This window comes from Streptomyces sp. NRRL S-920 (assembly GCF_000717945.1).
Taxonomy (GTDB): Bacteria; Actinomycetota; Actinomycetes; order Streptomycetales; family Streptomycetaceae; genus Streptomyces; species Streptomyces alboniger.
Map to the genome: position 1 here is coordinate 33875 of NZ_JODF01000053.1, position 16834 is coordinate 50708.

The 16834-nt window shown below is 73.1% G+C and carries 13 protein-coding genes; 7 read left to right on the forward strand and 6 right to left on the reverse strand.

Annotation, left to right across the window (positions count from 1 at the left end; all coding sequences use genetic code 11):
• Nucleotide 1 precedes the first annotated feature (1 nt).
• From IG54_RS0129010 to IG54_RS0129025, 4 genes are all read right to left on the reverse strand, one after another.
• Nucleotides 2-937: a carbohydrate ABC transporter permease gene (locus IG54_RS0129010; RefSeq protein WP_030790976.1), complete on the reverse strand. Its 936-nt coding sequence runs from the start codon at nt 935-937 to the stop codon at nt 2-4.
• A gap of 11 nt (nt 938-948) precedes the next feature.
• Nucleotides 949-2289 (reverse strand): ABC transporter substrate-binding protein, encoded by a 1341-nt coding sequence (locus tag IG54_RS0129015; protein WP_030790988.1) that lies wholly within the window; start codon nt 2287-2289, stop codon nt 949-951.
• A gap of 59 nt (nt 2290-2348) precedes the next feature.
• Nucleotides 2349-3521: an ROK family transcriptional regulator gene (locus IG54_RS0129020; protein ID WP_030790990.1), complete on the reverse strand. Its 1173-nt coding sequence runs from the start codon at nt 3519-3521 to the stop codon at nt 2349-2351.
• A gap of 158 nt (nt 3522-3679) precedes the next feature.
• Nucleotides 3680-4768 (reverse strand): mechanosensitive ion channel family protein, encoded by a 1089-nt coding sequence (locus tag IG54_RS0129025; RefSeq protein ID WP_078594638.1) that lies wholly within the window; start codon nt 4766-4768, stop codon nt 3680-3682.
• Nucleotides 4769-5081: 313 nt separating this feature from the next.
• On the opposite strand from IG54_RS0129025, the gene IG54_RS0129030 reads away from it, so the two are divergent.
• Nucleotides 5082-5618, forward strand: coding sequence for an HNH endonuclease (locus tag IG54_RS0129030; RefSeq protein ID WP_030790995.1), 537 nt, complete (start codon nt 5082-5084; stop codon nt 5616-5618).
• Between the two features lie 75 nt (nt 5619-5693).
• Here IG54_RS0129030 and IG54_RS0129035 read toward each other — a convergent pair whose 3' ends face one another.
• Nucleotides 5694-8741 carry a beta-N-acetylglucosaminidase domain-containing protein gene (locus IG54_RS0129035; RefSeq protein WP_030790997.1) on the reverse strand — a complete coding sequence of 1016 codons (3048 nt, stop codon included), beginning with the start codon at nt 8739-8741 and terminating at the stop codon, nt 5694-5696.
• Between the two features lie 367 nt (nt 8742-9108).
• On the opposite strand from IG54_RS0129035, the gene IG54_RS0129040 reads away from it, so the two are divergent.
• The 3 genes from IG54_RS0129040 (at nt 9109) to IG54_RS0129055 (ending at nt 12159) form a co-directional block, all read left to right on the forward strand.
• Nucleotides 9109-9417 (forward strand): hypothetical protein, encoded by a 309-nt coding sequence (locus IG54_RS0129040; RefSeq protein ID WP_030790999.1) that lies wholly within the window; start codon nt 9109-9111, stop codon nt 9415-9417.
• 409 nt (nt 9418-9826) lie between these two features.
• On the forward strand, nt 9827-11899 hold the full coding sequence (gene malQ, locus IG54_RS0129050; protein ID WP_078594640.1) for a 4-alpha-glucanotransferase: 2073 nt from the start codon (nt 9827-9829) through the stop codon (nt 11897-11899).
• A gap of 20 nt (nt 11900-11919) precedes the next feature.
• Complete coding sequence (locus IG54_RS0129055) at nt 11920-12159, forward strand: hypothetical protein (RefSeq protein WP_030791007.1); 240 nt, start codon at nt 11920-11922, stop codon at nt 12157-12159.
• A gap of 109 nt (nt 12160-12268) precedes the next feature.
• Here IG54_RS0129055 and IG54_RS0129060 read toward each other — a convergent pair whose 3' ends face one another.
• Nucleotides 12269-12883 carry a TetR family transcriptional regulator gene (locus tag IG54_RS0129060; protein ID WP_030791010.1) on the reverse strand — a complete coding sequence of 205 codons (615 nt, stop codon included), beginning with the start codon at nt 12881-12883 and terminating at the stop codon, nt 12269-12271.
• Nucleotides 12884-13010: 127 nt separating this feature from the next.
• Here IG54_RS0129060 and IG54_RS0129065 point away from each other — a divergent pair, with 127 nt between their 5' ends.
• The 3 genes from IG54_RS0129065 (at nt 13011) to IG54_RS0129075 (ending at nt 16477) form a co-directional block, all read left to right on the forward strand.
• Nucleotides 13011-14480, forward strand: coding sequence for an FAD-dependent monooxygenase (locus tag IG54_RS0129065; RefSeq protein ID WP_030791013.1), 1470 nt, complete (start codon nt 13011-13013; stop codon nt 14478-14480).
• 123 nt (nt 14481-14603) lie between these two features.
• Entirely contained in the window at nt 14604-15539 is a 936-nt protein-coding gene (locus IG54_RS0129070) for a DMT family transporter (RefSeq protein ID WP_037897922.1), read from the forward strand.
• A 29-nt stretch (nt 15540-15568) separates the two neighbouring features.
• Complete coding sequence (locus tag IG54_RS0129075; protein WP_030791019.1) at nt 15569-16477, forward strand: LysR family transcriptional regulator; 909 nt, start codon at nt 15569-15571, stop codon at nt 16475-16477.
• The last annotated feature ends 357 nt before the right edge of the window (nt 16478-16834 follow it).

The window sequence follows — 16834 nt, forward strand, 5'->3', positions numbered from 1 at the left end:
CTCAGTCCTCCGCCGAGAGCAGTCCGGAGCGCTTGCGCATCAGGAGCGTCGTCACGGCCATGGCGATGGCGAAGAGTACGAGCGAGAGCACGCACGCCGCGCCGGTGTTGAAGTTCTGGAAGCCCATCGAGTAGACGAGCTGGGGGATCGTCAGGGTCGAGTGCTCCGGGTAGCCGGGCTGGATCACCGAACCCGGGCCGATGTTGACCCCGGAGGCGACCTTCCCCGCCACCAGGGCCTGCGTGTAGTACTGCATGGTCTGTACGACGCCCGTGACCACCGCGAACATCACGATCGGCGTGATCGAGGGCCAGGTGACGTACCGGAACTTGGCCCACGCCCCGGCGCCGTCCAGCTCCGCGGCCTCGTACTGCTCCTTGGGTACGTCGAGCAGCGCGGCCATGAAGATCACCATCAGGTCCCCGATGCCCCACAGGGAGAGCAGCACCAGCGAGGGTTTGGCGGTGTCCGGGTCGTTGAACCAGTTGGGCCCGGAGATGCCGATCGCGCCGAGCATCTCGTTGACGGGGCCCGTGCCCGGGTTGAGCAGGAAGACGAAGGCGACGGTGGCGGCCACCGGCGGGGCGAGGTAGGGGAGGTAGAAGGCGGTGCGGAAGAACCCGGCGCCCGTCTTGATCTTCGTGATGAGCAGCCCGAGCGAGAGCCCGAAGACCACCCGCACGGCCACCATGATCACGACCAGCCACAGGGTGTTCCACAGGGCGGGCCCGAACAGCGGCATCTGGTCGAACACGTACGTCCAGTTCCTGAGCCCCACGAAGGTGGGCTCCTTGATCTGGTTGTAGTGCATGAACGAGAAGTAGACGGTCGCGATCAGCGGATACGCGAAGAACACGCTGAAGCCGACCAGCCAGGGGGAGAGGAAGCCGAGCGTGCGGAGCCTGCGGCGCGCCGGGCCGGAGAGGGAAAGTGCCATGGCTCGGGTCCTCAGCTCTTCGACTGGAGGGTGTCGGAGTCGATCTGTTCGTCGAGCTTCCTCAGTCCGGCGCGCAGGTCGCTCACGTGTCCGGCCTCGAAGGAGTACGAGAAGTCCTGGAGCGAGACGACGTACGCGCCGCCGTTCGTGGAGGGCGGCAGGGCCTTGCTGTGCTTGCTCTCCAGGATCCGGAAGAAGGTGCGGAACCTCGGATCGGCGTCCAGGCGCGGCGACTTCAGCGCCGCGTAAGTGGACGGCACGTTGTGGATGTCGTTGGCGAAGTCCACGACCTGGTCGGTGTTCGTGGTCAGGAACCTCACCAGCTCCCACGCGGCGTTCTGGTGCTTGCTGCTGTGCGCGATACCGGCGACCGTGCCGGTGATGAAACCGCGCCCGTAGGTGTCCTGCTGGTCGTCGGGGACGGGCAGCGGCGCGACGCCCCAGTCGAAGTCGGCCTTCGCCTCGTCGAGCATCAGTCCGCGCCACTCGCCGTCCAGGTGCATGGCGAGCTTCCCGGTCAAAAAGGCGTTCTGGTTGGACATCTCGTCGCCGAAGGTGAGCCGGAACTTCTCCAGGTCGTCGAAGCCGCCCTGGGCGTCGGCGAGTTGGCGGGAGGTCTTCAGGAAGTCGTACGTCGCGGGCTCCTCGGCGAGGCGCGCGTTGCCCTCGGCGTCGAAGTACCGGGGGCCCCACTGCGCGAAGAGCCGGTCCGGGCTGCCTTGGTAGAGCCGGAAGTTGGGCATGTAGCCCACCCGCTCGTACGAGTCCTTGCCGCTGCGCACGGTCAGCTTCTTCGCCGCCCGCTTGAACTCGGACATGGTGCGCGGCGGGCGTTCGATGCCCGCCTCCTTGAACGCGTCCTTGTTGTAGTACATGCCGTAGGCGTCGGCGAGCAGGGGCAGGGCGCACTGGTTGCCCTGGTAACGGGTGTAGTCGAGCAGCGTCTTGGGGAAGACCTCGCGCTTGTCGATGCCCGTCTTCCTCAGGAACGGGTCGAGGTCGACCCACATCCCGGAGTCGCAGTACTGCCCGACGTTGTTGGTGGTGAAGGACGACACCACGTCGGGGGCCTTGTCGCCGCCCGCGCGCAGGGCCTGGTTGATGGTGGCGTCCGTGACGTTCCCGGTGGACTCCACCTTGATGTGGGGGTGCAGCCGCTCGAACCGCTCGATGCTCGCGTTGACGGCCTCGACCTCGCCGGGCGCGGCCCAGCCGTGCCAGAACTTCAGGGTGACCGGCTTGGTCGGGTCGTCGTTCGCGCTGCCGACGCTCGGGTTGGCGCAGCCGGAGAGCAACAGGCCGGCTGCGGCGAGCGCCGCGGACGCGCAGGTGGGCAGGCGCCATCGCGGCATGGCGGACTTCCTTTACGGGGAGGGGGCGGGGTGGCTTGGGTGCGCGGGGAGCGCCGGGGTCAGGCCGTGTCGAAGACCTGGTCGCGGGCCTGGGTGAGCGCCGAGCGGAGCGCGCCGGTGAGGATCGGGTCGCCGTCGAGTTCGCTGATGCGGATCTGGGGACGGGGCAGGGCGAGCCCGGTCAGCTCCTCCTCGACGTGGACCCGCAGCTTGTCGCCGCCCGCCTGGGCCACCGCGCCGGAGAGCACGACGAGTTCCGGATCCACCACGGCGACGACCGCGGCGATGCCGGTGGCGATGCGGCGGGCGACCTCGGCGAGGACGGCGCCGTCGGCGAGGGCCTCGGCCAGCGTCGCGCCGGGACCCGCGAGGTCGCGCACGACCGCGGCGGCGACCAGGCTCTCGAAGCCGCCGTCGCCGCCGCCCTCGCCATCGGGGCCGTCCTTGGCCAGCGGGGCGCCCGGCAGCGGCATGTAACCGATCTCTCCCGCGCCGCCGGTGGCGCCGCGCAGCAGGGTGCCGCCCAGCACGATGGCGGCGCCGACGCCTTCGTCGAGCCAGGTCAGCACGTAGTTGTCGTGGTCCTGGGCGGCGCCCTCGTACTGCTCGGCGACCGCGGCCAGATTCACGTCGTTCTCGATGTCGACCGGCGTGCCGAGCACCGCGGCCAGGTCGTCGCGCAGGGTGCGGGAGTGCCAGCCGGGCAGGTGCGGGGCGTAGCGCAGCTGGCCGGTGTGCGGGTCGATGGCGCCGGGGGTGCCGATCACCGCGGCCCGCAGGTCGTCGTGGGTCAGGCCCGCCCGGCTCAGCGCCCCGTCGACGGCCTCCGCGACGAGCTGGGCGGTGCGGTGGCGGACGTCCTCCGCGACGGCTTCGGCCTCCACGCGCGCACGGCCGAGGACGGTGCCGGTGATGTCGGCGACGAGGGCGGTGATGCCGGTCGGATCGGCGGACAGCGCCGCCACGTGCCCGGCGCCCGGGTCGATCTCGTACAGCAGGGCGTTGGGCCCCGGGCGCCCGCTGAGGCTCCCGGTGGTGTGCACGAGCCCGGCGGCTTCGAGGCGGCCGAGGAGCTGCGAGGTGGTGGGCTTGGACAGGCCCGTCAGCTCGCCGATGCGGGTGCGGGTGAGGGGCCCGTGGACGACGAGGAGATCCAGGACCGCCCGGTCGTTCATGGCCCGCAGGACGCGCGGCGTGCCCGGGGCCCCCGGAGTGCTCCCTGCTGCTGCCATGCCGGCACCTGCCCTTCAGCGGCCGCTAACTGTTAGGAAACTTTCCAATTCGTGAGGACCGTAAGGCTGGCGTGAATGGGCCGTCAATAGCGGACGCCCCCGCGGCAACCAAGTCGTTACCTGCGGGGGCGGTGGGGTGTGAGGGGCGCTCGCCGGGCCTACTTCGAGAGGTTCGGCGGCGGGGTTATCGGCGCCGTCGCCAGCGACTGGGGGGACGTCGTCGAGGCGTACGCCGACGGGGCCGCCACGCCCGCCGCGGGGTCGGCGCCCGCCTCCTCCGCCGGCTGGAGCGGCAGGCCGCCCACGATGCGGATGCCCGCCTCGTCGAACGCCCGCTTGACGCGCCAGCGCAGCTCCCGCTCGACGCCCAGGGACTGGCCCGGCATCGTCTTCGCCGAGAGGCGGATCACCATGGAGTCCAGCAGGACGCTGTCCAGGCCGAGGATCTCCACCGGGCCCCACAGACGCTCGTTCCACGGCTCGTCCTTGGCCATGGCCTCGCCGACCTCCGCCAGGGTCGCCCTCACCTTGTCCAGGTCCTCGTCCGGACGGACCGTCACATCGACGCCCGCCGTGGACCAGCCCTGGGAGAGATTGCCGATGCGCTTGACCTCGCCGTTGCGCACGTACCAGATCTCGCCGTTGTCGCCGCGCAGCTTGGTGACGCGCAGACCGACCTCTATCACCTCACCGGAGGCCACACCGGCGTCGATCGAGTCCCCCACCCCGTACTGGTCCTCCAGGATCATGAAGACACCGGAGAGGAAGTCCGTGACGAGGTTGCGGGCGCCGAAACCGATCGCGACGCCCGCCACACCCGCCGAGGCGAGCAGCGGGGCGAGGTTGATCTCGAAGGCGCCGAGGATCATCAGGGCCGCCGTACCGAGGATCAGGAACGACGCCACCGAGCGGAGCACGGACCCGATGGCCTGCGAGCGCTGACGGCGGCGCTCCACGTTCACCAGCAGCCCGCCGAGCGCCGTGCCGTCCACGGCGTTCGCCGTGCGGTTCATGCGGTCTATGAGCTTGGTGATGGCACGCCGGACCAGGATGCGCAGGACGATCGCGATCGCGAGGATCAGCATGATGCGCAGGCCGATGCCGAGCCACGTGGACCAGTTCTGCTCGACCCAGCTCGCCGCGTTCCCGGCGCTCTCCTGGGCGTCCTCGAACGTGGGCGGTTTCGGCGTCGGCTTCGGCGTGTCGTCCGGGTCCGTTCCGGCTGCCGAAAGGACGGACAGGAACACGGCAGGTACCTCCAGGTATCGCGGCCTGCCCGGCGGAAGAGATGTCGTGCGTCGTCGTCGACGCGGGGACGGGGGGACCGGGCAGACCCACCACACTAACGGGGCATTGTGTGGGGATCGTTGTCATGTTCGAGGGAGAGACGGTGCTCACCTGGGCAAGTAGCAGGTGATGCGCCGGTGCCGCTCCGCTGTGGTCGAAAACACTTCGAGCCCGTTACCGGTACATGCTGGCGCTACGACCAGGCATGAGGGGAGACTGGCAGCAGATCGTCCCGGCGCGAGCCACGCGCCGCCGGCGTACAAGGAGGCATCCGTGCCGCACGTCCTGGTCCTCAACGCGTCGTACGAGCCCCTTGGCGTCGTACCGCTCCGCCGCGCGCTCGTCCTCGTCCTGGAGAACAAGGCTCTCTGCCTCGAGGAATCCGGCGCCTTCATGCACAGCGAGAAGTGCACCGTCCCCGCACCCAGCGTGGTCCGCCTCAAGCGGTTCGTCCGGGTCCCTTACCGGGGGCCCGTTCCTCTGACCAGACGGGCGCTCTTCGCCCGCGACGGCGGTCGGTGCATGTACTGCGGTGGCGTCGCAACCAGCGTCGACCACGTCATTCCCAAGAGCCGGGGCGGCCGGCACGCCTGGGACAACGTGGTGGCGTCCTGCCGCCGCTGCAACCACGTCAAGGCCGACCGGCACCTCATGGAGCTGGGCTGGCGGCTGCGGCACAAGCCCGCGCCGCCCTCGGGCCTCGCGTGGCGCATCATCGGGACCGGCCATAGGGATCCGCGCTGGCTGCCCTATTTGCAGCCGTTCGGCGCGGACGACGCGATGGCTCGGATCGATGGCATTTCCGCCTAGCAATCGATCCGGGCCTTTGTTGTACGTGCGTACGAACGACACGCACCCGGTGTCGTACGCGGTCGCCGACGGGCCTCAGTCCTCGGCGACCGCGTACGCCTGAACCGACCAGAGCGAGTACCCGAAGCGCGTGGCCCGCTTGTCGCCCTGGACGCGGAGGTAACGGGTCTCACGCGCGTCCATGCGGATCGCCTCGCGGCCGCCCCTGCCGTCCCGCACGGTCGCCGCCGTGCGCCAGCTCCTGCCGTCGGTGGACGTCTGCACGCGGTACCCGGCGGCGTACGCGTCCTGCCAGCGCAGCACGACCTGGCCCAGCCTGACCGGCTTCGCCAGCTCCACCTGCCACCACGCGCCGTCCTCGGCGGGCGAGGACCAGCGGGTCGAGGGATCACCGTCGTTCGCGGCCGACGCCGGGAAGTCCTTCGTCTCGTCGCCCGACGACGAGGCCTTCGCGCCGCGCGCCAGATCCGGGCCCGCCGTGCGCGGGAAGGCACGGACCGACACCGTGCGGGTCTCGCCGCCGAAGGTGACGGGGATCTCGTACGTCCCCGAACGCGTGCCCGCCGACACGGTGATGTCGAGCGGCACCTCGACCTCCGTGCCGCGCGGCAGCGTCGTCGACGTGGGCACCCGCACCTCGATGCCCTCGGGCGCCTTCGCCTTGAGCGTCCCGCGCACCTGGTCCGGGCGCAGGGAACGCAGCTTCGCCGTGATCCGCCGCGGCCCGCCGCCGATCTCCGCGTCGGCCTCGGTGCGGGCCAGCGAGAGGCGGGCGGCGGGGGAGTCGGCGAACCAGGGGACGAGATGGCGCAGCGTGCCATCGGTGAGGGCGACACGGACGGCGTCGGCGCGCGTGCCCTTCTCTTCGCGCGCGCCCTTCTCCGCGTTCTTGGGGGCCGGTGCGGTGAGGTCGAGTTCCGTGAAGCCGCTGCGCGAGAGCGCGCCGACGCGTCGCCAGCCCTCGCCCGGCACGTGCACCTCGACGCTGCCCTCGGTGCCGGGGTCGGTCAGCGCCGTGACGGCCGCGAGCGCGCGGTCGCGGCCGAAGCGGGCCGTCGCGCGCTCCGACGCCCGCTCGGAGCCGGTCCCCGCCCAGCTCGCGTACGCCTTTCGCGCGCGCGTCAGGAACGGGTCGAGCACGCCTTCGCCGACGGTGACACCGCTTTGCCCCAGCTCCTCGCCGAGCCGCGCCAGCTCGCGCGAGGCCCGCCAGGCGGCGGCGCCGTCACCGAGCGACTGCGCGCGCAGCATGTCGACGGCTGTCTCACCGGCCTCGCCGTACAGCGCGAGCTTCTCGATCCAGGGGCGCGCCTCGTCGCCGAGCGCGCTGCCGGCCAGCCGCCGTGGCGCCTCCCGCATCACGCCGAACGCCGCGCGCAGCCGCTTCGCCGCACGGTCGGCCCCCGCCCGGTCCGTCGTTGTACGCGCCCGCCAGAAGTCCTTCATGAGGGGCCGCAGATACGCCGATTCGTCGGCGCCGAGCACGGACGAGGCGTCATTGCCCGCGAGGGCCCGCAGCGCGCCCCGCGCCTTCGTGTCACCGTCCGCGAGGTCGTCGATCGCGGCGAGCCACGACTCGTGCGGGCGGTACGCGCGGGGGTTCCAGGCGTAGTCGGCGGCCGTGAACAGCGGAATGCGGGAGGCGGCGGGCTGCTCCATGGCATTGCCGAGGAGGGCGGCGGAGCCGGTGGCGACGGCGGGCTGGCGGCCGGTGTAGGGGCCGAGGAAGATGCGGTCCTGGGCGAAGTCGTTGACGGGGTAGTTGTCCATCGTGACCAGCGGGTGCGGGCCGAACGCCGCGCGGGCGCCCGCCAGTTCGCGCCCGGTGATGGTCTTGGGGACCACGCCCACGCCCGTCCAGGCCACCTCGACGCGGTGGTCCAGTGCGTCGGAGAGGGCCGCGCGGTACGCGGTCGTGCCGTCCTGGAAGTACTCGGTCGGCATCAAGGAGAGCGGCTCCGCGTCCGGGTGGCGCCGGGCCAGGTGGGCGGCCACGGCGTTCGCCACCTCGGCCTGCGCCTTCGCGGCGGCCTTCGGACCCCTGCCGAAGGTCTCGGCGTCCCGCTCGCAGTGCCACTCGCTGTAACTGACGTCCTGGAACTGCAACTGGAAGGCGCGCACGCCCAGCGCCCACATCGCGTCGATCTTGCGGTTGAGGTCCCTGATGTCCTTGTCGGAGGACATGCACATGGCCTGGCCGGGGGAGACGGCCCAGGCCAGCGTGATGTGGTTGGTCTTCGCGCGGGCGGCCAGGGCGCGGAAGTCGGCGCGCTGGTCCGCCGGGTAGGGCTCGCGCCAGCGGGCCTGGCGGTAGAGGTCGTCGCCGGGGGCGTAGAGGTAGCGGTTCTGCTTGGTGCGGCCCATGAAGTCCAGCTGCGCCAGGCGCTGTGCGCGGGTCCAGGGGGTGCCGTAGAACCCCTCGGTCAGGCCGCGCACGGCGGTGCCGGGCCAGTCGCGGACGCGTACGCCGGGGAGGGTGCGGGAGCTGTTCGCCCCGCCCGCACCCGGTCTGCCCGCCCCTGTCCTGCCCGCCTCGGTGAGCTGCCGCAGGGTCTGCACCCCGTGGAAGAGGCCGTCCGCGCCGGCGCCCGCGAGGGCGACGGTGTCCCGCCCGTCGACGCGGCCGACGGCCAGCCGGTATCCGCCCGCGGGCAGGTCGCCGTGCTCGCGCGCGCCGAGGGCGGTGAGGGCCCGGTCGGCGCCGGGCCCGCCGGCCCGGACGACGAGAGTGCTCCCGGCGGGCAGCGGGTCGCCCTCGCGCACCTCGGTGACGCGGCGGGCCCCGGCATCACGGAGTACGGCGCGCAGGGCGTCCAGGGCATACGGGTCGACGTCCCCGTCCTCGCCGCTTCCGCTACCCTCACGGGCCGTCACGAGGACGACGTCGTCTCCGACGGTGACGGCGTTCCCGCCGCTGTCCATCGACTGGGGGCGCGGCCAGACGGACGGGAGGACGGAGTCGCTCCCGCGGTCGCCACCGGCCTCGGCGTCCGGGGACGTGGCGGGCACACCGGGCCTGCCGGGCGTGCCCGGGGCCGCGAGGGCGCCGGGCGCTGCGCCGAGGGAGCCCGCGATGACGGCGACGGCGATGGCGACCGCGCCCTTCCTGCGCCGCAACTGCACGCCGCCCTCTCCTTGTTCTCCGCGCCCCTGGGGCCCCGGACGTCACCCTGACGCCACGTGTGGCAGTGAGCCCACCACTGAGGTGGCGGGGGTGTCAACGGGAGTAAGGGAGAGGCGGGTGATTCTTCGCCGAACCTGCGCGGAGAGGAGGGGATCCGGGCTATTTCGCGCGGGAGGGGCGGCGGACATCTTCCCGGGTGGCGGCGGGGTGGGGCCGGATCCTCCGGGCTGTGCGGGCCCCCGGGAGAACAACTGCGCCCCGGGCGAACAGATTGTGACCAGGGTCACGTTGAGGCAACCTATACGTCTGCGGCCCCGCGCAGTGGGTAGGGCTGCCGTGACCCGCCCCCTGACAAGGAGCCCCCACGTGGCCGCTTCCGCGAACCTTCTGCTCTCCGCCCTCTCCAAACAGGTCCCCGCCCTCACCGAGGAGACGCCCGCCCTCTCCGCGCGGGTCCCCGCACCCGTGCGCTACCCCGGACAGGTCTCCAGCCCCGACTCGGGCCTCGACGGCTCCTGCTCCTGCGGCTGCCTGGAACCGCCCCTGACCAGCGAGCCCCCGCTCGCCGACGCCGCGCCGCTCACCAGCGAGCCGCCCCTCGCCGACGCCGCCCCGCTCACCAGCGAGCCCACCTCCGCCGGTATGGCCTCGGGCCTGGACTCCATGGGGGTCTGATGGCCCTTTCCCGGCTGGCAGCCTCGTACGGGGTCGCCACCTCCTACTCCCCGTCGCCGGGGCGCACCCTCCCGGCCTCCGACACCGCGGTCGTCGCGGCCCTCGCCGCGCTGGGCGTCGACGCGAGCACCCCCGACGCGGTCCGCGCCGCCCTCGCCGCGCGCGAGACCCACCTGGCCGAACGCCTGCTGCCCCCCACGGTGGTCGCCTGGACGGACACCCCCTTGCCCACCGCGGCACCTCTGGCGGCCCTGCCGCGGGGGACGTGGGTGCGGGTGGAGCTGGAGGGGGGTGGGGTGCTCGAGTGGCGGACGCCGCCGCCGTCCGGCGAGGAGATGCGGTGCGTGTCACGGGGCAACCCGCAGCCCCCTACGGAGCCGCCCCTATCGCCGGGTAAACGGGTGGGTGGGTGGGAGACCCCGCCGCGGAGCGGCGGAACGACCGAGCGGAAAGAGACCCCGCCGCCGGACGCGGGCCAGGGCTCGACCGAGCGGAAAGAGACCCCGCCGCCGGACGCAAAGAGACCCCGCCGCCGGACGCGGGCCAGGGCTCGACCGAGCGGAAAGAGACCCCGCCGCCGGACGCGGGCCAGGGCTCGACCGAGCGGAAAGAGACCCCGCCGCCGGACGCAGGCCCAGGAGAGACAGAGCCGCACCCCCGGGCGGAGCCCCCCGCCGGCATCCACAGGATCCTCATCCGCACCCCCGAGGGCAAAACCGCGGAGGCCCACCTCATCGCCGCCCCCCGCCGGGTCAAGACCCCGGCCCACCGCGGCCACGGCTTCCTCGTCCAGCTCTACTCCCTCCTCTCCCGCCACTCCTGGGGCATGGGCGACCTCGGTGACCTGGCCGAGCTGGCCGCCTGGTCCGGGCACGCCCTGGACGCCGGGTTCATCCAGGTGAACCCCCTGCACGCCGCCGTACCGAGCCCGCCCGGAAGCCCCGGCGGCGACCCCTCCCCGTACCGCCCCTCCTCCCGCCGCTTCCCCGACCCCGTACACCTGCGCATCGAGGCCGTCCCGGAGTTCGCCCAGCTGACGGGCGAGGCCCGCGACCGCGTCGAAGCCCTGCGCCGCGACGCCGACCGGCTGCGCGAAGCGGTCCTCCACGAGGGCGAGTTGATCGACCGCGACGCCGTCTGGGCCCTGAAGCGCGAGGCACTCGAACTGCTCCACGAGGTCCCCCTCGGCCCCGGCCGCCGCGCCGCCTACAGCGCCTTCCTCGCCGAACAGGGCCCCGCCCTGGAGGACCACGCCACCTGGTACGCCCTCGCCGAGTCCTACGGCCCCGACTGGCACTCCTGGCCCGCCCCCCTGCGCGACCCCGCCTCGCCCGCGACTGCCCGCGCCCGGCACGAGCTGATGGACCGCGTCGACTTCCACTGCCGCCTCGTCTGGCTCACCGACACCCAGCTGGCCGCCGCCCAGCGCACCGCCCGCGAGGCGGGCATGGACATCGGCCTGGTGCACGACCTCGCGGTCGGCGTGCACCCCGGCGGCGCCGACGCCTGGGCCCAACGGCGGCACTTCGCGGCGCGCATGACCGTCGGCGCCCCGCCGGACGCGTTCAACGCGCGCGGCCAGGACTGGGGCCTGCCGCCCTGGCGCCCGGACCGCCTCGCCGAGTCCGGCTACGCCCCCTACCGCGCCCTCGTCCGCGGCCTGCTCCGGCACGCGGGCGCCCTGCGCATCGACCACGTGATGGGCCTGTTCCGCCTCTGGTGGGTCCCCGAGGGCCGCGAGCCGACCGAGGGGACGTACGTCCACTACGACGCCGAGGCCATGCTCGCCGTCCTCGCCCTGGAGGCGCACCGCGCGGACGCCCTCGTCATCGGCGAGGACCTCGGCACCGTGGAGCCCGGCGTGCGCGAGACGCTGCGTGCGCACGGAGTGCTCGGCACCTCCGTCCTCTGGTTCGAACGGGACTGGGCGGGCACGGGCCGCCCCCTGCCCGCCGCGCACTGGCGCGCGGACTGCGTGGCCACCGCCACCACGCACGACCTGCCGCCGACCGCCGCCCGCCTCACCGGCGAACACGTCGAACTCCGTCACGACCTCGGCCTGTTGACCCGCCCCCTGGCCGAGGAGAGGTCCGCGGCCGCCGCCGACGTGCGCGAGTGGCTCGGCCTGCTCTCGCGGCTCGGCATGCTGCCCGGCGGCATGGGCTGCGAGGAGGACGAGATCCGCGCCGTGCACCGCTTCCTGCTCGCCACGCCGGCCCGCATGCTCGGCATCTGGCTCCCGGACACGGTCGGCGACCGCCGCCCGCAGAACCTCCCCGGCACCTGGGACCAGTACCCCAACTGGCGCCTGCCGATCGCCGACGCCACCGGACGCCCCGTCACCCTGGAGGACCTCGCCGCCTCCCCGCGCCTGCACGCGCTCATGGCGCTCTTCCGCCAGGCCCGTGCGCGGACCGGGGCGCGGACCGGCGAGAAGGGCGACACGGCTCGTACGGCACCCCCGGGCGCGCACCCCGTTTAGGAGTTCGCTACGTTTGCACCGTGGACAAGAAGAACGCTCTGCGCGCCGGCGCCCTGGCCTCCGGCACGACGCTGATGATGCTGCTCATGTCGTCCCCCGCGCTCGCGCTCACGCGCGACGACGGCGACGACCCGGGCCCCGGCCTGAGTGTCATCGACACGCTCGGCCTCTATGTCGCCGCGCCCATCGTGCTGTTCCTGGTGATCGCGGGCCTCGTGATGGTCGGCGACAAGTCCCGCAAGCAGCAGAAGCAGGGCTGACGCGGACTTTCCGCGGCCCCGTCGGCTTCCTCCGAGGGCTCGGTTCACCTCCGTACGCATGTCACGCGTACGCGGGTGAACCGAGCCCTCGGCGTGCGTTCGAAAGCCTTCACGGCCGCTCGGCCGTCAGATAGCGCTGGACGGTCGGCGCCAGCCAGCCGGTGATCTCCTCCCGCGTCAGCGCGGCCGACGGCGGGAACCGCAGCACATACCGGGTCAGCGCGAGGCCGAGCAGCTGTGCGGCGCAGAGCGCGGCGCGCGTCGGCGCCTCGGCCGGGTTCGGACAGACCGCCCGCGCGACCGGCAGCACCTGCTCGGCGAACACCTCCCGCATGCGCTCGGCGCCCGCCTGATGGGTCATGCCCATGCGGAGCAGCGCGGTGAGCGCGTCCGCGTCCTCCCACATGTCCAGGAAGTGCGCCACGAGCACCCGTCCCACGTCCTCGCGCGCCACCGCCCCGAAATCCGGGATCCGCAGGTCCACCGAGGTGGCGGCCGCGAAGAGGCCCTCCTTGTTGCCGTAGTAGCGCATGACCATCGACGGATCGATGTTCGCGTCCCTGGCGATGGCGCGGATCGTGGCGCGCTCGTACCCGTCGGTCGCGAACCGCTCGCGGGCCGCCGCGAGGATGCCGGCGCGGGTGGCGTCGGAGCGGCGGGGCGACGGGTCGGCGGACGCGGGGGACGGCGGGGATGCGGGGGACGGGAGGGCGTTCTCGGTCATGCCAACAAACGTAGGCCAACACCTGTTGACAGTCCATAGCGGCAGCCCTACGTTTGCCAACAAGCGTTGACCAACAGGCGTTGACCAGCAAGCGTTGGCCTACACGGGTTGGCATCAGGAGGCGGCCATGAACGGTACGACCACCGAGTACGACGGCACCACCCAGGGCACGGACGACCGCGGCGTCGTGGTCGTCGGTGCCGGACCCACCGGCCTGCTGCTCGCCGGGGACCTCGCCGCCGCCGGCGTCCCCGTCACCCTCGTCGAGAAGCGGGCGCCCGGCATCAGCAACCTCTCCCGCGCGATGGTCGTGCACGCCCGCACCCTGGAGCTGCTCGACGCCCGGGGCCTCGCCGACGAGCTGGAGGCCAAGGGGGAGCCGCTGGACAAGCTCCGCCTGTACGACCGCCTCACCCTCGACCTCGCGGACCTGCCCTCCCGTTTCCGCCACGTACTCGTGCTGCCGCAGTACGAGGTCGAGCGGGTCCTGGAGCCGCGGGCGGCCGGTGCCGGGGTGCGTTTCGCGTACGAGACCGAGGTCGCGGGGCTCACCCAGGACGCGGACGGCGTGACGCTCGCGGTGCGGGGGCCGGGCGGCGAGCCGGGCACCCTCCGCGCCGCCTATGTCGTCGGCGCGGACGGCCTGCGCAGCGGTGTGCGGGAGGCGGTCGGGCTGCCCTTCCCCGGCAAGTCCGTCATCCGCTCGCTCGTCCTCGCCGACGTCAGGCTCGCGGAGAAGCCCCCGACCCTGCTCACCGTCAACGCCGTCGGCGACGCCTTCGCCTTCATCGCGCCCTTCGCAGACGGCTACTACCGCGTCATCGGCTGGGACCGCACCCGCGACGTCCCCGACAGCGAGCCGCTCGAACTCGACGAGGTCAAGGGCATCGTCCGGCAGGCGCTCGGCCGCGACTTCGGGATGCGTGACGCCCGCTGGATGTCCCGCTTCCACAGCGACGAACGGCAGGTGCCCGCGTACCGCGTGGGCCGGGTCTTCCTGGCCGGGGACGCGGCCCACGTCCACTCCCCGGCGGGCGGCCAGGGCATGAACACGGGCCTCCAGGACGCCGCGAACCTGAGCTGGAAACTGGCCGCCGCCGTCAACGGCCGTGCCCCGCAAGGCCTGTTGGACACGTATCAGACCGAGCGGCACCCGGTCGGCAAGGCGGTCCTGCGCAGCAGCGGCGGGCTCGTCAGGCTCGCGATGGCCAAGCGCCCGTGGACGCTGGCCGTGCGTGCGGGGCTCGCCACCGTCGTGAACCACGTACGGCCGGTGCGGAAGAAGGCGGTCGGCCAGATCACCGGAATCGGCTTCGCCTACCCCGCCCCGAGGGGCGCCCACCCGCTGGCGGGGCGCCGGGCCCCCGATGTGGCGCTCAAGGAGGGCCGCCTCTACGAGGCCCTGCGCGCGGGCGAGTTCGTCCTCGTCGCACCGGACGGCGTGCAGCATGAGGCGGGACGGGCGGTGCTCGCGCACTGGTTGAGCGACCGGCGTACGACGCTCCTGGTCAGGCCCGACGGGTACGTGGCGTGGGCGGCGGAGGAGGCGGACGCGGCAGCGGTGGCGGCGGCGCTCGAACGTTCAGCTCAGCTTTAAAGTAACGTCGGAAAGATTCGATGGACGTGATGGGTGAGGGGGTGTCACGGTTGTCCCGCACACGACAGAGATCGCGCGGCAGTGACCCCCCGCCGAGCCGGGGAGAGAGTCAAGGGATACCTCGTGACAGTCCTCGACCGGACCCCCACCCCCACCCGCGGCACACCGCCCGCCCCGGCGAACGTCGCCCGCCCCCTCGGCGTCGGGCTCGCCCTCGCGGTCCTCGCCACGGTCGTCTGGTCGGGCAGCTTCGTCACCTCCCGCGCCCTGCACGACACCGTCCCGCCCGTCCAGCACGCCTTCTGGCGCTGGATCATCGCGATCGCCGCGGTGGCACCCTTCGCGGCACGGGAGACCTGGCGGCAGCGGAAAGCGCTCCGCGCGCACCTGCGCTTCCTGCTCCTCGCCGCCCTGCTCGGCGTCGCCGTCTACAACACCCTGGTGAACCAGGCGGGCGTGACGACCACCGCGGGCAACATGGGCATGATCATGGCTGCCTCGCCCGTCCTGATGGCCGTCTGCGAACGCGTCGGCGGCGCCCGGCTCGGCGCGCGCCGCGTGACGGGCATGCTCGTCGCCTGCGCGGGCGTCCTGCTGCTGGTCAGCAAGGGCTCCCTCGCCATGGACCTCGCCGTCGGTGACCTGTGGATGATCGCGGCCGCGCTCTCCTTCGGCTCCTACAGCGCACTCCTCAAGCGCAAGCCCGCCGAGATCGGCCAACTCCCGTTCCTCTTCTCGACGTTCGTGCTCGGCGCGCTGATGCTGCTGCCGGTGTTCGTCATCAGCTACGTGGTACAGGGCGGCTTCGAGCCGACCGCCGGCACGGTCTCCCCGCTCCTGTACGTGGGTGTCGTCTCGTCGGCGGTCGCCTTCTTCGCCTGGAACAAGGCCGTCTCGATCATCGGAGCCGCCCGTGCCGGAGCCGTCTACTACCTCCAGCCGGTCTGCGTGGCCCTGCTCTCCTTCGCGCTGCTCGGCGAGGCGATGGGATGGTCGCGCATCCTGTGCATGGGGCTGATCCTCGGCGGGGTCGTGCTCGGCGCGGCCCGCGCGAGGTAGGGGTGCGGGTCGCTCGGTACGTTGACCCCATGAGCGAGTGGGACATCAAGAAGCTGACGATCCTGCGTACGTTGAGCGAGCGGGGGACCGTCACGGCGACGGCGCAGGCGCTGCGGATGACGCCGTCGGCCGTGTCGCAGCAGCTGTCCAACCTCGCCAAGCAGCTGGGCGTACCGCTCCTTGAGGCGCACGGCCGCCGGGTACGGCTGACCGACGCGGCACATCTCGTGCTGCGGCACGCGGAAGCCGTCTTCGCCCAACTGGAGCGGGCGGACGCCGAGTTGGCCGCGTATGCGCAGGGCGAGGCCGGGGAGGTGCGGGTCGGGGCGTTCTCCACCGCCGTGCCCGCGCTCGTCGTACCGGCGGTGCGGGCGCTGCGGGAGGCGGCGCCCGGCATCCTCGTACGCGTCCGGGAGACCGAGGCGGCGAAGGCGTACGAACTCCTCGCCGCCGGGGAGGTGGACCTCGCCTTGTCCCTCGCGGTGCAGGCGCCCGCCTCGCCCGACGCGGACCCGCGCTTCACCCGGGAGTCCCTCGTCGCGGACCCCCTGGACGTGGCGCTGCCCGTCGACCACCCGCTGGCGGCGGTGGCGGGACTGCGCCTGGCCGACCTGGCGGGCGAGCCGTGGATCTTCGGCGGCAGCGGGCCGTGGTCGGAGATCACGCGGGCGGCGTGCGAGGGCGCCGGATTCACGCCCGAGCAGGCGCATTCCGCGTCCGGCTGGACGGCGATCCTCGCGATGGTGGAGGCGGGGATGGGGGTGGCGCTCGTCCCTCGGATGGCGGCGGTACGCCGTGACGGCGTCGTCATGCGAGAACTCGCGTCGGACCAGCCGCGGCGGCATGTGGTGGCGGCGGTCCGCAGGGGTGCGGCGGGCGGAGCGGCGGTCGCCCGCGTCCTCGCGGCGCTCCGGGAGGCGATCCCTGGCGGGGCCTGACGGGGCTGGCCAGTTGTGTGGGAGGCGCGGGGTGAACGGGTGGGTGGGTGGGGGATCCCGCCGCGAAGCGGCGGGCATGCGGGGGCGCGCCGCGGGCGATGACGGCGAGACCCCGCCGGGTAGGCGGGCCCCTGCGGGGTAGGCGAGCCCCCGCCGGGCAGGCAGGCCCCCGAACAGGCCCGCGCCGGGCGGCAGGCAGCCCCCAAGCCAGGCCCCGCCGGGCAGGCGAGGCCCCCGCCAGGCAGGCGAGACCCCTGCCGGGCAGGCGAGATCCCCCGCCGGGCAGGTGAGGCCCCCGCCAGGCAAGGCCCGCCCCGCCAGGCAAGGCCCGCCCCGCCCGGCAGGGGCCCAGACACC

Coding starts and splice junctions, on each gene's coding strand:
- IG54_RS0129010 (WP_030790976.1), bottom strand. CDS start 937: ATGGCACTTTCCCTCTCCGGCCCGGCGCGCCGCAGGCTCCGCACGCTC.
- IG54_RS0129060 (WP_030791010.1), bottom strand. CDS start 12,883: ATGACCGAGAACGCCCTCCCGTCCCCCGCATCCCCGCCGTCCCCCGCG.
- IG54_RS0129015 (WP_030790988.1), bottom strand. CDS start 2,289: ATGCCGCGATGGCGCCTGCCCACCTGCGCGTCCGCGGCGCTCGCCGCA.
- IG54_RS0129075 (WP_030791019.1), top strand. CDS start 15,569: ATGAGCGAGTGGGACATCAAGAAGCTGACGATCCTGCGTACGTTGAGC.
- IG54_RS0129065 (WP_030791013.1), top strand. CDS start 13,011: ATGAACGGTACGACCACCGAGTACGACGGCACCACCCAGGGCACGGAC.
- IG54_RS0129020 (WP_030790990.1), bottom strand. CDS start 3,521: ATGGCAGCAGCAGGGAGCACTCCGGGGGCCCCGGGCACGCCGCGCGTC.